Raw genomic sequence first — 12,185 nt, 5'->3', positions numbered from 1 at the left:
GATGCCCCGCCGACCGGAAGCTGTCCGGGTGACGCAGACAGCACCCCCCTCCAGCCCCCGGGCCGCCTCCCGCGCGCCCCGCGAGCCCGGCCGCATCCACCGGGCCTGGTTCGCCGCGGCCGTCGCCTTCGTGACGATCATCGGCGCCGCCGCCTTCGCCTCCCTCCCCGGACTGCTCATCGAGCCGCTGCACGAGGAGTTCGCCTGGTCGCGCGGCAGCATCGGCTTCGCGGTCTCCGTCAACCTGGCGCTCTACGGGCTCACCGCGCCCTTCGCCGCCGCCCTGATGGATCGTTTCGGCATCCGGAAGGTCGTCGCGGTGGCCCTGACCGTCATCGCCGGCGGCTCGCTGGCCACCGTGTGGATGACCGCGTCCTGGCAGCTGGTGCTGTTCTGGGGCGTGCTGGTGGGCACGGGCAGCGGCTCCATGGCGCTGGCCTTCGCGGCGACGGTGACCAACCGCTGGTTCACCGCCCGGCGCGGACTCGTCACGGGCGTCCTGACGGCCGCGGGCGCCTCGGGACAGCTGATCTTCCTGCCGCTGCTGTCCTGGCTGGTGGAGCGCCACGGCTGGCGCCCGGCCTCGGTCACCGTGGCGCTGGCGGCCCTGTCCGTCGTCCCGTTCGTGTGGCTGCTGCTGCGCGACCACCCGGCGGACGTCGGCCTCGCCCCGTACGGGGGCGCCTACGAGCCCAAGCCCGCGCCGGTCCGAGGGGCGGCCCGGCGGGCGGTGACCGTGCTCTTCCGGGCGGCCCGGACCGGACCGTTCTGGCTGCTGGCGGGCACCTTCGCGATCTGCGGGGCCTCGACGAACGGACTGGTCCGCACCCACTTCGCACCGGCCGCGCACGACCACGGCATGCCGGTGACGGCCGCCGCCGGACTGCTCGCGGTGATCGGCGTGTTCGACGTGCTCGGCACCATCGCCTCCGGCTGGTTCACCGACCGGTTCGAGCCGCGCCGCCTGCTGGCGGTGTACTACGCCCTGCGCGGGGTGTCCCTGCTGTTCCTGCCGGTGCTGCTGGCACCCGCCGTGCACCCGCCGATGGTGTTCTTCATCGTCTTCTACGGACTGGACTGGGTCGCGACGGTCCCGCCGACCATCGCCCTGTGCCGGGAGCACTACGGGCAGGACGGCGCGATCGTCTTCGGCTGGGTGCTGGCATCGCACCAGGTGGGCGCGGCGGTGGTGGCGTTCCTCGGCGGAGTGGCCCGGGACGCGCTCGGCTCGTACGACCTGGTCTGGTACGCCTCGGGCGCGCTGTGCGCGGTGGCGGCGCTGATGGCGATGGTGATCCGGCGCCGCCCGGAGCGGGGCGCCGCCGTCCCGGCCGCGGCCTGAGCCCGGCCGGGGACGGCGGTTCCGCGCGGAGCCGCCGGGTCCGGCCGGCGGATCAGGCGCCGGCGGGGGTGGTGGACTTCAGGGTGCCGTCGGGGCCGGCGAGCAGGACCGGGGTGGCCGGGCCGCCGAGGTCGCGTACGGCCGCGCGGTCGGCGTCGGCCGGGGCGTCGGCCGCGCTGACCACGGCCGCGGCCTCCAGGGAGCGGGCGCCGCTGGCCACCGCCATGGCCACGGCCGTCTGGAGGGCGCTGAGCTTGAGGGAGTCCAGCTCCACGGTCCCGGCGACGTACGTGCGGCCGGTCTCGTCCCGTACCGCGGCCCCCTCGGGGACCCCGTTGCGGGCACGGGCGCTGCGCGCCAAGGTGATGATCTTGCTGTCCTCGGGGTCGATCCCCGCTCCCACGCTGCTCTCGGTCATAGGCGAAAGCATAGGGAGCGCCCCGGCGGTGCCGCGCAACGACCCCGCCGGGGCACTGTTCCCCCGTCGCGTCTCCCCCCGGGACGCAGGACAAACCTAAGCAGTCAGCCACCCACACCCTGCAATCCGAAGGTCCCGAACCCGTGTGACCTTGGACCCTAACCTTCGACCTCGGGGCGGCCGAGACCTACGGCCGGTCCAGCCGGAGCCGCTCCGCCCTCGGCAGCCCAGCGACGACCAGGTCGTACGAGTCCTCCACCAGCTCCCGCACCAGCGCGTCCGGCAGGTCGCCGACCGTCACCGTGTTCCAGTGCCGCTTGTTCATGTGCCAGCCCGGGACGATCGCGGGGTGCTGCGCCCGCAGGCGCACCGCCGCCTCCGGATCGCACTTGAGGTTGACCTTGAGCGGCTCGCCGTCCAGGGCCGACAGGGCGAACATCTTGCCGAGCACCTTGAAGACCGAGGTCTCGGGGGTGAAGGGGAACTCCTCCACCGCTGCGTTGAAGCCCAGACAAAACGCGCGCAGCTCCGCCGGCGTCATTGCGCCCCCTCCCCTTCACCGGCCTCGGCGAGCACCGGCTCCACGAGCACCGTGACGATCTTGTTCCGGCGGCCCGCCGGGGATTCGGCCGTCAGCCGCAGCGGACGCCCGTCCGGCAGGTCGACCACCGCCGAGGCCCCGGCGATCGGCACCCGGCCCAGGGCCTTGGCCAGCAGTCCGCCGACCGTCTCCACGTCCTCGTCGTCGAAGGCCAGGGCCCCGAACAGCTCGCCGAGGTCGGTGATGTCGAGGCGGGCCGTGACCCGGTAGCGGTCGTCGCCGAGCTCCTCGACGGGCGGGGTCTCCCGGTCGTACTCGTCGGTGATCTCGCCGACGATCTCCTCCAGGATGTCCTCGATCGTGACGATGCCGGCCGTGCCGCCGTACTCGTCGATGACGACGGCCACGTGGTTGCGCACCGACTGCATCTCGCGCAGCAGGTCCCCGGCGTTCTTGGTGTCGGGCACGAAGACCGCCGGCCGCATCACCGTCGAGACCAGGTCGGTCTCGGCCTCCCGGTTGATGTGGGTGCGGCGGACGAGGTCCTTGAGGTAGACGATGCCGACGATGTCGTCCTCGTTCTCCCCGGTGACCGGGATCCGCGAGAATCCGGAGCGCAGGGCGAGGGTGGTCGCCTGGCGGATCGTCTTGTAGCGCTCGATGCAGACCAGGTCGGTGCGGGGCACCATCACCTCGCGCACGAGCGTGTCGCCGAGCTCGAAGACCGAGTGCACCATCCGGCGCTCCTCGTCCTCGATCAGCGACTCCGCCTCGGCGAGGTCGACCATCGCGCGCAGCTCGGCCTCGGAGGCGAAGGGCCCCTTGCGGAAGCCCTTGCCCGGGGTGAGGGCGTTGCCGATGAGGATCAGCAGCTGCGGGACCGGCCCCATGATCCGCGCCAGCGGGACGAGGACGTACGCGGCCGCCGTCGCGGTGTTCAGCGGGTGCTGGCGGCCGATCGTACGGGGGGACACGCCCACCGCCACGAACGAGACCAGCACCATCACGGCGATGGCCACCAGCAGCGCCGTCCAGTTCTCCCCGAACGCGTCGAGGCAGACGTAGGTGACGAGCACGCCCGCCGCCATCTCGCAGGTGACGCGCACCAGCAGGGCCACGTTGACGTAGCGGGTGGGGTCGCCGGCGACCTGGGCCAGCTTGGCGCTGCCGCGCCGCCCCTCCCGTACGGCCTGTTCGGCGCGGAAGCTGGAGACGCGGGCGATCCCGGACTCGGCGCAGGCCGCGAACCAGGCCACCACGGTCAGCAGGACCGCCCCGGTGATCAGCTGATAGGCGCTGCTCACGAGACGGTCGGGGCCGGGGAGGGGCCGGTCATCCCGCGCTCACCGCGCCAGCCGTCGACGATGGCCGCCTGGAGGCCGAACATCTCGGCCTTCTCGTCCGGCTCCTCGTGGTCGTACCCGAGCAGGTGCAGCACCCCGTGGACGGTCAGGAGCTGGAGCTCCTCGTCCATGGAGTGCTGCGTCGGGGCGTCCTGGCCCTGCTTCTTCGCCACCTCGGGGCACAGCACGATGTCGCCGAGGAGCCCCTGCGGGGGCTCCTCGTCGTCCTTCGACGGCGGACGCAGCTCGTCCATCGGGAAGGACATGACGTCGGTGGGTCCGGGCAGGTCCATCCACTGGATGTGGAGCTGCTCCATCGCCTCCTCGTCGATGACGATGACGGAGAGCTCGGAGAGCGGGTGGATCCGCATCCGGGTGAGCGCGTAGCGGGCAATGTCGAGGATCGCCTGCTCGTCGACTTCGGTTCCGGACTCGTTGTTGACGTCGATCGACATGGTGCGCTGGGTTCTACTTCCGCTGGTTGCCGTTCCGGGCCGCGCCGGTCTCCCGGGCCGCCTGGCTGTCGTCGTACTTCTCGTACGCGTCGACGATACGGCCGATCAGCTTGTGCCGGACGACATCCTCGGACGTGAGCCGCGAGAAGTGGATGTCGGGCACCCCTTCGAGGATCTCCTGGACCTGGCGCAGACCGCTCCTGGTGCCGTTCGGCAGGTCGACCTGCGTGATGTCACCGGTGATCACGATCTTCGTGTCGAACCCGAGCCGGGTCAGGAACATCTTCATCTGCTCGGGGCTGGTGTTCTGCGCCTCGTCGAGGACGACGAAGGCGTCGTTCAGCGTCCGGCCGCGCATGTACGCCAGAGGCGCCACCTCGATGGTCCCCGCCGCCATCAGCCGGGGGATGGAGTCCGGGTCCATCATGTCGTGCAGGGCGTCGTAGAGCGGGCGCAGGTACGGGTCGATCTTGTCGAAGAGCGTGCCCGGCAGGAAGCCGAGCCGCTCCCCCGCCTCGACGGCGGGCCGGGTCAGGATGATGCGGCTGACCTGCTTGGACTGCAGGGCCTGCACCGCCTTGGCCATGGCCAGGTAGGTCTTGCCGGTACCGGCGGGGCCGATGCCGAAGACGATCGTGTTCTTGTCGATCGCGTCGACGTACCGCTTCTGGTTGAGGGTCTTGGGCCGGATGGTGCGGCCGCGGCTGGAGAGGATGTTCTGGGTGAGCACCTCGGCCGGGGTTTCCAGCGGGCGCCCCTCGGCGTCGCTGCCGTTCGCCTTGAGCATGGCGATCGAGCGTTCCACTGCGTCCTCCGTCATCGGCTGCCCGGTGCGGAGCACCAGCATCATCTCGTCGAACAGGCGCTGGACGAGGGCGACTTCCGCCGCCTCCCCGACCGCGCTGACCTGATTGCCCCGCACGTGGATGTCGGCCCTCGGGAAGGCCTTCTCGATCACGCGCAGCAGCGCGTCACCCGAGCCGAGCACGGTCACCATGGGGTGCGTCGCGGGGACGGTGAAGTGGGCTCGCGCCTGGCCCGGCACGGGGCTGTGGGCTGTCGGTGTCTGAGTCATGGGCCGGCACTGTGGCCTGCGCATACCTCCCGCTGAGGGGCCGCGCCGATCGACGGCCTCCGGAGTACCAAGGGTACGTCCACCCCGGACCGTTCCCGAGGGGTTTTCCGGCCCGGCCCCGGGCCGCGGCGGGGCCGGGCCCAGGGGCTGTCGTCACAGTCCTGTCGTCGGCCGGAGGGCGGCCGGGAGTTTGACGACAGCCCCTAGGCGGGACTGCGGAAGCCGATGGTGGGGACGGCCCGGCGGCGGGAGCAGGGTCCGGCGCCCGGCGGGACGAGGGCGTCCAGGAAGGCGTAGCTGCCCCGCAGGGCCTCCGGGGCGGTGCGCCACCAGTGGGCCACCTCGGCCCAGCCGGGGGCGGAGAGGGAGCCGCCGAACTCCTGCACCGAGAGGGCGGCGGTCAGGCCGGCGAAGGCCAGCCGGTCCGCGAGCGGCCACCCGGCGAGGCTGCCGGTGACGAAGCCTGCCACGTAGACGTCCCCGGCGCCGGTCGGGTCCAGGGCGTCGACGGCGATGGCGGGGACCTCCGCCGTCTCGCCGGTCCGGGAGTCCACGGCGTACGAGCCCTCCGAACCCATGGTCACCACGGCGACCGGCACCTTCTCGGCGAGCGCCCGGGCGGCGGCGCGGGGGCAGTCGGTGCGGGTGTACCGCATGGCCTCCCCGGCATTGGGCAGGAAGGCCTCGCAGTGCTCCAGGTCGGCCAGGGCGCCCAGGTCCCAGCGGCCGGTGTCGTCCCAGCCCACGTCGGCGAAGATCCGCGAGCCGCGGCGGGCCGCCTCGCCGATCCAGTCCTCGCGGCGGCCGGCGGCCAGCGAGGCCACGGCGGCGCGGGTCCTCGGCGGACACCAGGGGAAGGGGCCGGGGCCGGCCGGGGGCGGGGCCTCGTGGCCGTGGGAGACCATCGTGCGCTCGCCCTCGTAGGCCATGGAGACGGTGACGGGGCTGTGCCAGCCGGGGACGGTGCGCGACATCGACAGGTCGATGCCCTCGCCCTGCTCCAGGGCGTCCCAGCAGTACTCGCCGTAGTGGTCGTCGCCGAAGGCGGCGGCGAGGGAGGTGCGCAGGCCGAGGCGGGCCAGGGCGGTGGCCATGTTGGCGACGCCCCCGGGGCTGGAGCCCATGCCGCGCGCCCAGGACTCCGTCCCGCGGACGGGGGCGGAGTCGAGCCCGGTGAAGATGATGTCGAGGAAGACCGTGCCGGTCAGGAAGACGTCGCAGCCCGGCTCGTGGGGGTCGCGCAGCGGGCCCAGCGGGTCGAGCGTCACGAGGCGGCTGGTGCGGCTGTCCCGACTGGTCACGGTGTACTCCCCGTTGAAGTGTCGTTTCTGCGTTCGGCTGGCGGGCTGCCAGGTCTGCCCGGGCACCCCACGGCCAAACCCAGTGTGACGCACCTCACCTGAGCCCGGCTCTCCTGCCGCCCTCGCCCCGCTGGTCCCGCCCTTGACGCGCCGTGCGGCTAACGCTTCGGCAGGGGCACCCGGGCCAGGTCGGCCGCGATCGTCAGCTCCCCCTCGAACCCGGCCCCGCGGGCCTCCCGTTCGAACTCCGAGGGGTCCGGGTAGCGCTGGGAGAAGTGCGTCAGCACCAGGTGCCGGACCCCCGCGTCCCGGGCCACCCCCGCCGCCTGCGCGGCGGTCAGGTGCCCGTGGTCGGCGGCCAGGGCGGCGTCCGCGTCCAGGAACGTGGACTCGATGACCAGCATGTCGCAGCCCTGCGCCAGTTCCTCGACCCCCGCGCACAGCCGGGTGTCCATCACGAAGGCGAACCGCTGCCCGGCCCGGTGCTCGCTGACGTCCTCCAGGGAGACCTCGCCCAGCCGCCCCTCGCGCTGGATCCGCCCCACGTCCGGGCCCTTGATCCCGTGCCGCGCGAGCAGCTCCGGCCGCATCCGGCGCCCGTCCGGCTCGGTCAGCCGGTAGCCGAAGGACTCCACCGGGTGCGAGAGGCGCCTCGCCTCCAGGACGTACGAGGGCCCGTGCGCGAGCACCCCGTCCTGCGCCACCGGCTCCTCCCCGAGCCGGACCGTCTCCCGGTAGGCGGTCGCGTACCGCAGCCGGTCGAAGAACTCCTGGCCCGAGGCCGGGTAGTGCGCGGTCACGGGGTGCGGAACCTGGTCGAGGTTGATCCGCTGGATCACCCCGGCCAGGCCCAGGCTGTGGTCACCGTGGAAGTGCGTGATGCAGATCCGGTCGATGTCGTGGGCCGCGACCCCGGCCCGCAGCATCTGCCGCTGGGTGCCCTCGCCCGGGTCGAAGAGGATGCCCTCGCCGTCCCAGCGCAGCAGGTAGCCGTTGTGGTTGCGGTGCCGGGTGGGTACCTGGCTGGCGGTGCCGAGGACCACGAACTCGCGTACGGACACGGACCGCTACCCGGGGGGCCACTGGAGGCCGCGGCCTCCCAGGACGTGCAGGTGGGCGTGGAAGACGGTCTGGCCCGCGCCGGCGCCGGTGTTGAACACGACCCGGTAGCCGTGGTCGGCGATGCCCTCGGCGGCGGCGATCTCCCCGGCCTCGCGCAGTATGTCGGCGATCACGGTCGGCTCGGCGGCGGCGAGGGAGGCCGCGTCGGGGTGGTGCACCTTGGGGATGACGAGCACGTGGGTCGGCGCCTGCGGGTTGATGTCCCGGAAGGCGACGGTGGTCTCGGTCTCCCGGACCACGGTCGCCGGGATCTTCCCCTCGACGATCTTGCAGAACAGGCAGTCCGCCTGCGGTTCCCCGGCCATGGCCGCGCCTCCCGTGATGTTGATCGGTCGGGGCATGCTACCGGCCCGGCCCCCGCCGCGCGGCGTCGGCCGAGCGGGGCTCGACCCGCCGCCCCGCCCGCCCCGAGGGGCCCGCCGCGGGCTACCCCCAGCGGCCCGTGCGCGCCAGCAGGACCGCGGTGGCCGCCGTGCCCGCCGTCGAGGTGCGCAGGACGCTGTGCCCCAGGCGGTACGGGCGGGCGCCCGCCTCCGCGAAGACGGCCAGCTCCTCCGGGGAGACCCCGCCCTCGGGGCCGACGACCAGGACCACCGAGCCGGACGCGGGGAGCGCGGCCGTCGCCAGGGGCTCCGAGGCCGCCTCGCGGTCCTCGTGGAGCACCATCGCCAGGTCGGCGCCGGCCAGCAGCGCGGCCACCTGCTTCGTGGACAGCGCCTCGCCCACCTCCGGGAAACGGACCCGGCGCGACTGCTTGCCCGACTCCCGGGCGGTGGCCCGCCACTTGGCCAGGGACTTGGCTCCGCGCTCGCCCCGCCACTGGGTGATGCACCGCGAGGCCTGCCACGGCACGATCGCGTCGACGCCCGTCTCCGTCATCGTCTCCACCGCGACCTCGCCCCGGTCGCCCTTCGGCAGCGCCTGCACCACCGTGATCCGGACGGCCGGCTCCGGCTCCTCCCTGATCTCGTGCAGGTCCGCGACCACCAGGCGGTCCTTGCCCTCGGCCGCCCTGACCACGCCCTCCGCCCAGCGGCCGCGCCCGTCGGTGAGGACCACGTCCTCACCCGGACCCAGCCGCTTCACGGAGACCGCGTGCCGCCCCTCGGGGCCCTCCAGCACGAACTCGGGCCCCGCGGGGACCTCTTCGACCACGAACACGGGGGCCGTCATGACGCTCTCCTCATCTGCAACACCTTCGACGCGTTCTGCGCCTGGGCCGTTTCGGCCGCCAACACCTCCACCAGCTCCCCCGCCGGCAGCGCCCGGGCCAGCCGGTGCCCCTGCCCCGCCCACAGGGCCATGCCCTGCGGGTCCCCGGCCGCGGCCGCCGCCGCGCGCAGCCCCGAGGTCATGTGGTGGATCTGGGGGTAGGCGGCCGGGGCGTAGGGGCCGTGATCGCGCATGAAGCGGTTCACCAGGCCCCGCGCGGGCCGGCCCGAGAAGGCCCGGGTGAGCTCCGTGTGCGGGAACACCGGATCGGTCAGGGCCTTCTTGTGCAGCGGGTGGGCGCCCGACTCCGGGCAGGCCAGGAAGGCCGTGCCGAGCTGCGCGGCCTCCGCGCCGGCCGCGAGCAGGGCGGCGATCTGGGCCCCGCGCATCACCCCGCCCGCGGCGATGATCGGCAGTGCCACGGCTTCCCGGACCTGGGTGACCAGGGCGAGCAGGCCGACGCCCGCCGTGCCGTCGGTCTGCGGGTCGTCGCGATGGGTGCCCTGGTGGCCGCCGGCCTCGACGCCCTGGACGCAGACGGCGTCGGCGCCGGCCGCCTGGGCGGCGCGGGCCTCCTCGGGCGAGGTCACGGTGACGATCGTGTACGTGCCGACCGCCCGCAGGCGCGCGAGCGCGGCGGGTTCGGGGCAGCCGAAGGTGAAGGAGACGACCCGCACCGGGTCCTCGATCAGGATGGCGAGCTTGGCGTCGTAGCCGTCGTCGCAGGTGCCGATGATGTCCTCCTCGGCGAGGGAGACGTCGTACCAGCTCGCCTCGCCGGCCAGCTGCCCGCGGTAGGCCTCGACGGCGGCGGGTTCGGCGTGGCCGCTCTGCGGCAGGAAGAGGTTCACGCCGAAGGGCCGCCGGGTGAGCCCGCGCGCCTGCTTGATCTCCTGGTACATGCCGTCGGCGGTCTTGTAGCCGCCGGCCAGGAAGCCGAGCCCGCCCGCTTCGCACACGGCGGCGACGAGCGGCGGGCCGGAGATCCCGCCCGCCATGGGAGCCTGCACGATCGGGTACGGGTGGAGACCGTTCGGTGCGGAGGACATGGACTGCATCGTGCCATGTCCGGGTCACGGCGCCGAATCATGGCATTCGCCTGGCATAGTCCGCTTTCCGGAGCCGGGGCGGCGCCGGGCCCTACGGCGAGGAGCCCGGTACGGGGTGTCCGTACCGGGCTCCTGCGCGCGCTGCCGCCGGGGCGGTCAGCGGCCGTTGAACGCGTCCTTCAGACGGCTGAACAGGCCCTGCTGGCCCGGCGCGAACTGGCCCATGGGCCGCTCCTCGCCGCGCAGCTTGGCGAGCTGGCGCAGCAGCTCCTCCTGCTGGGCGTCCAGCTTGCCGGGGGTAGTGACCTCGACGTGGACGATCAGGTCGCCGCGGCCGCCGCCGCGCAGGTGCGTGACACCGCGCCCGTGCAGCGGGATGGCCTGGCCGGACTGGGTGCCGGGCCGGACGTCGATCTCCTCCATGCCGTCCAGCGTCTCCAGCGGGCACTTCGTGCCCAGGGCCGCGGCCGTCATGGGGATGGTGACCGTGCAGTGCAGGTCGTCCCCGCGCCGCTGGAAGGTCGGGTGCGGCAGCTCGTGGATCTCCACGTAGAGGTCGCCGGCGGGACCGCCGCCGGGGCCGACCTCGCCCTCGCCCGCGAGCTGGATCCGGGTGCCGTTCTCGACGCCGGCCGGGATCTTGACCGTCAGGCTGCGGCGGGAGCGGACCCGGCCGTCGCCCGCGCACTCGGGGCACGGGGTCGGGACCACGGTGCCGAAGCCCTGGCACTGCGGGCAGGGGCGCGAGGTCATGACCTGGCCCAGGAAGGACCGGGTGACCTGGGAGACCTCACCGCGGCCGCGGCACATGTCGCAGGTCTGCGCGGAGGTGCCGGGGGCGGCGCCCTCGCCGGAGCAGGTGCCGCACACCACGGCGGTGTCGACCTGGATCTCCTTGGTCGTGCCGAAGGCGGCCTCGTCCAGCTCCAGGTCCAGGCGGATCATGGCGTCCTGGCCGCGGCGGGTCCGCGAGCGCGGTCCGCGCTGCGAGGCCTGGCCGAAGAAGGCGTCCATGATGTCGGAGAAGTTGCCGAAGCCGCCCGCACCGAAGCCGCCCGCGCCGCCACCGCCGCCCGAGGAGGACAGCGGGTCGCCGCCGAGGTCGTAGACCTGCTTCTTCTGCGGGTCGGAGAGGACCTCGTAGGCCGCGTTGATCTCCTTGAAGCGCTCCTGCGTCTTCGGGTCCGGGTTCACGTCCGGGTGGAGTTCACGCGCGAGGCGGCGGAAGGCCTTCTTGATCTCGTCCTGCGATGCGTCGCGGCGCACGCCGAGGACGGCGTAGTAGTCCGTGGCCACTTACGACTCCGCCAGGATCTGTCCGACGTAACGTGCCACTGCGCGTACCGCTCCCATCGTTCCGGGGTAGTCCATGCGGGTCGGTCCGACCACGCCGAGTTTGGCGACTGCCTCGCCGCCCGAACCGTAGCCGACGGAGACGACCGACGTGGAGTTGAGTCCCTCGTAGGCGTTCTCGTGCCCGATCCGTACGGCCATCCCCGACTCCCCGGCCTCGCCCAGCAGCTTGAGGAGCACCACGTGCTCCTCGAGGGCTTCGAGCACCGGCCGGATCGTCAGGGGAAAATCATGTCCGAAGCGCGTGAGGTTGGCGGTGCCGCCGATCATCAGCCGCTCCTCCGCCTCCTCGGCCAGGGTTTCGAGAAGGGTCGCGAGCACCGCCTTGACGGTCGCCCGGTCGTCGATCTCGAACGACTCCGGAAGGTCCTGCACCAGGTTCGGGACGTCGGTGAAGCGACGTCCGACGACCCTGCTGTTGAGCCGCGCCCGCAGGTCGGCGAGGGAGTTCTCGCCGAAGGGGGTCTGGGTGTCGACCATGCGCTGCTCGACCCGCCCGGTGTCGGTGATCAGGACGAGCATCAGCCGGGCCGGGGCCAGCGACAGCAGCTCGACGTGCCGGACGGTGGAGCGGGTCAGCGACGGGTACTGGACGACGGCGACCTGGCGGGTCAGCTGCGCGAGCAGCCGTACCGTGCGGCCGACGACGTCGTCGAGGTCCACGGCCCCGTCGAGGAAGTTCTGGATGGCGCGGCGCTCGGGCGTCGACAGCGGCTTGACTCCGGCCAGCCTGTCGACGAAGAGCCGGTAGCCCTTGTCGGTGGGGATCCGGCCGGCGCTGGTGTGGGGCTGGGCGATGTAGCCCTCCTCCTCCAGCACGGCCATGTCGTTGCGCACGGTGGCCGGTGAGACGCCCAGCTTGTGCCGCTCGGTGAGGGCCTTGGAGCCGACGGGCTCCTCCGTCCCGACGTAGTCCTGGACGATGGCGCGCAGCACCTCGAGTCTGCGTTCACTGAGCATCGCGCACACCTCCG

13 protein-coding genes are annotated in these 12,185 nt (G+C 73.1%); 1 reads left to right on the top strand and 12 read right to left on the bottom strand.

What is annotated here, in order from left to right:
• Window positions 1–28 precede the first annotated feature (28 nt).
• A complete protein-coding gene (locus ACIRBY_RS20545; protein ID WP_403902207.1) occupies window positions 29–1,342 on the top strand; it encodes an MFS transporter in 1,314 nt (437 codons plus the stop codon).
• A 52-nt stretch (window positions 1,343–1,394) separates the two neighbouring features.
• Here the strand turns inward: ACIRBY_RS20545 and ACIRBY_RS20540 are convergent, their stop codons facing one another.
• The 12 genes from ACIRBY_RS20540 to hrcA form a co-directional block, all read right to left on the bottom strand.
• A complete protein-coding gene (locus ACIRBY_RS20540; RefSeq protein WP_403902205.1) occupies window positions 1,395–1,772 on the bottom strand; it encodes a cytidine deaminase in 378 nt (125 codons plus the stop codon).
• Between the two features lie 175 nt (window positions 1,773–1,947).
• Window positions 1,948–2,301 carry an MmcQ/YjbR family DNA-binding protein gene (locus ACIRBY_RS20535; protein ID WP_403902204.1) on the bottom strand — a complete coding sequence of 118 codons (354 nt, stop codon included), beginning with the start codon at window positions 2,299–2,301 and terminating at the stop codon, window positions 1,948–1,950.
• Window positions 2,298–3,605 (bottom strand): hemolysin family protein, encoded by a 1,308-nt coding sequence (locus ACIRBY_RS20530; RefSeq protein WP_403902203.1) that lies wholly within the window; start codon window positions 3,603–3,605, stop codon window positions 2,298–2,300. The genes ACIRBY_RS20535 and ACIRBY_RS20530 overlap by 4 nt, the downstream gene beginning before the upstream one ends.
• Window positions 3,602–4,099 (bottom strand): rRNA maturation RNase YbeY, encoded by a 498-nt coding sequence (gene ybeY / locus ACIRBY_RS20525; RefSeq protein WP_366453064.1) that lies wholly within the window; start codon window positions 4,097–4,099, stop codon window positions 3,602–3,604. Before ybeY ends, ACIRBY_RS20530 begins: the two co-directional genes overlap by 4 nt.
• Window positions 4,100–4,112: 13 nt before the next feature.
• Window positions 4,113–5,174 carry a PhoH family protein gene (locus ACIRBY_RS20520; protein WP_403902202.1) on the bottom strand — a complete coding sequence of 354 codons (1,062 nt, stop codon included), beginning with the start codon at window positions 5,172–5,174 and terminating at the stop codon, window positions 4,113–4,115.
• A 203-nt stretch (window positions 5,175–5,377) separates the two neighbouring features.
• A complete protein-coding gene (locus tag ACIRBY_RS20515; RefSeq protein ID WP_403902200.1) occupies window positions 5,378–6,475 on the bottom strand; it encodes a carbohydrate kinase family protein in 1,098 nt (365 codons plus the stop codon).
• Window positions 6,476–6,633: 158 nt separating this feature from the next.
• Entirely contained in the window at window positions 6,634–7,536 is a 903-nt protein-coding gene (locus ACIRBY_RS20510) for a ribonuclease Z (RefSeq protein ID WP_403902199.1), read from the bottom strand.
• A gap of 6 nt (window positions 7,537–7,542) precedes the next feature.
• Window positions 7,543–7,902: a histidine triad nucleotide-binding protein gene (locus tag ACIRBY_RS20505; protein WP_366453060.1), complete on the bottom strand. Its 360-nt coding sequence runs from the start codon at window positions 7,900–7,902 to the stop codon at window positions 7,543–7,545.
• Window positions 7,903–8,023: 121 nt separating this feature from the next.
• The gene (locus ACIRBY_RS20500; protein WP_403902197.1) at window positions 8,024–8,770 is read right to left on the bottom strand and encodes a 16S rRNA (uracil(1498)-N(3))-methyltransferase; all 747 of its coding nucleotides are present in this window, start codon (window positions 8,768–8,770) and stop codon (window positions 8,024–8,026) included.
• Complete coding sequence (locus ACIRBY_RS20495; protein ID WP_403902196.1) at window positions 8,767–9,858, bottom strand: nitronate monooxygenase; 1,092 nt, start codon at window positions 9,856–9,858, stop codon at window positions 8,767–8,769. Before ACIRBY_RS20495 ends, ACIRBY_RS20500 begins: the two co-directional genes overlap by 4 nt.
• 156 nt (window positions 9,859–10,014) lie before the next feature.
• Window positions 10,015–11,154, bottom strand: coding sequence for a molecular chaperone DnaJ (dnaJ, locus tag ACIRBY_RS20490; RefSeq protein ID WP_403902194.1), 1,140 nt, complete (start codon window positions 11,152–11,154; stop codon window positions 10,015–10,017).
• Window positions 11,155–12,171 (bottom strand): heat-inducible transcriptional repressor HrcA, encoded by a 1,017-nt coding sequence (gene hrcA, locus ACIRBY_RS20485; protein WP_042809531.1) that lies wholly within the window; start codon window positions 12,169–12,171, stop codon window positions 11,155–11,157.
• Window positions 12,172–12,185: the final 14 nt, after the last annotated feature.

Origin of the sequence: Streptomyces sp. NPDC096136 (assembly GCF_044763325.1) — a bacterium.
In the GTDB taxonomy this organism is placed as follows: Bacteria; Actinomycetota; Actinomycetes; order Streptomycetales; family Streptomycetaceae; genus Streptomyces.
The sequence above is the reverse complement of the archived record's forward strand: the minus strand, read 5'-3'. Positions and strand labels throughout refer to the sequence as shown.

Bases quoted from the DNA above. Each gene is read 5' to 3' on its own strand.
- ACIRBY_RS20520 (WP_403902202.1), bottom strand. From the start codon at position 5,174: ATGACTCAGACACCGACAGCCCACAGCCCCGTGCCGGGCCAGGCGCGA.
- ACIRBY_RS20540 (WP_403902205.1), bottom strand. From the start codon at position 1,772: ATGCTTTCGCCTATGACCGAGAGCAGCGTGGGAGCGGGGATCGACCCC.
- ACIRBY_RS20535 (WP_403902204.1), bottom strand. From the start codon at position 2,301: ATGACGCCGGCGGAGCTGCGCGCGTTTTGTCTGGGCTTCAACGCAGCG.
- hrcA (WP_042809531.1), bottom strand. From the start codon at position 12,171: ATGCTCAGTGAACGCAGACTCGAGGTGCTGCGCGCCATCGTCCAGGAC.
- ACIRBY_RS20495 (WP_403902196.1), bottom strand. From the start codon at position 9,858: ATGTCCTCCGCACCGAACGGTCTCCACCCGTACCCGATCGTGCAGGCT.
- ybeY (WP_366453064.1), bottom strand. From the start codon at position 4,099: ATGTCGATCGACGTCAACAACGAGTCCGGAACCGAAGTCGACGAGCAG.
- ACIRBY_RS20500 (WP_403902197.1), bottom strand. From the start codon at position 8,770: ATGACGGCCCCCGTGTTCGTGGTCGAAGAGGTCCCCGCGGGGCCCGAG.
- ACIRBY_RS20505 (WP_366453060.1), bottom strand. From the start codon at position 7,902: ATGGCCGGGGAACCGCAGGCGGACTGCCTGTTCTGCAAGATCGTCGAG.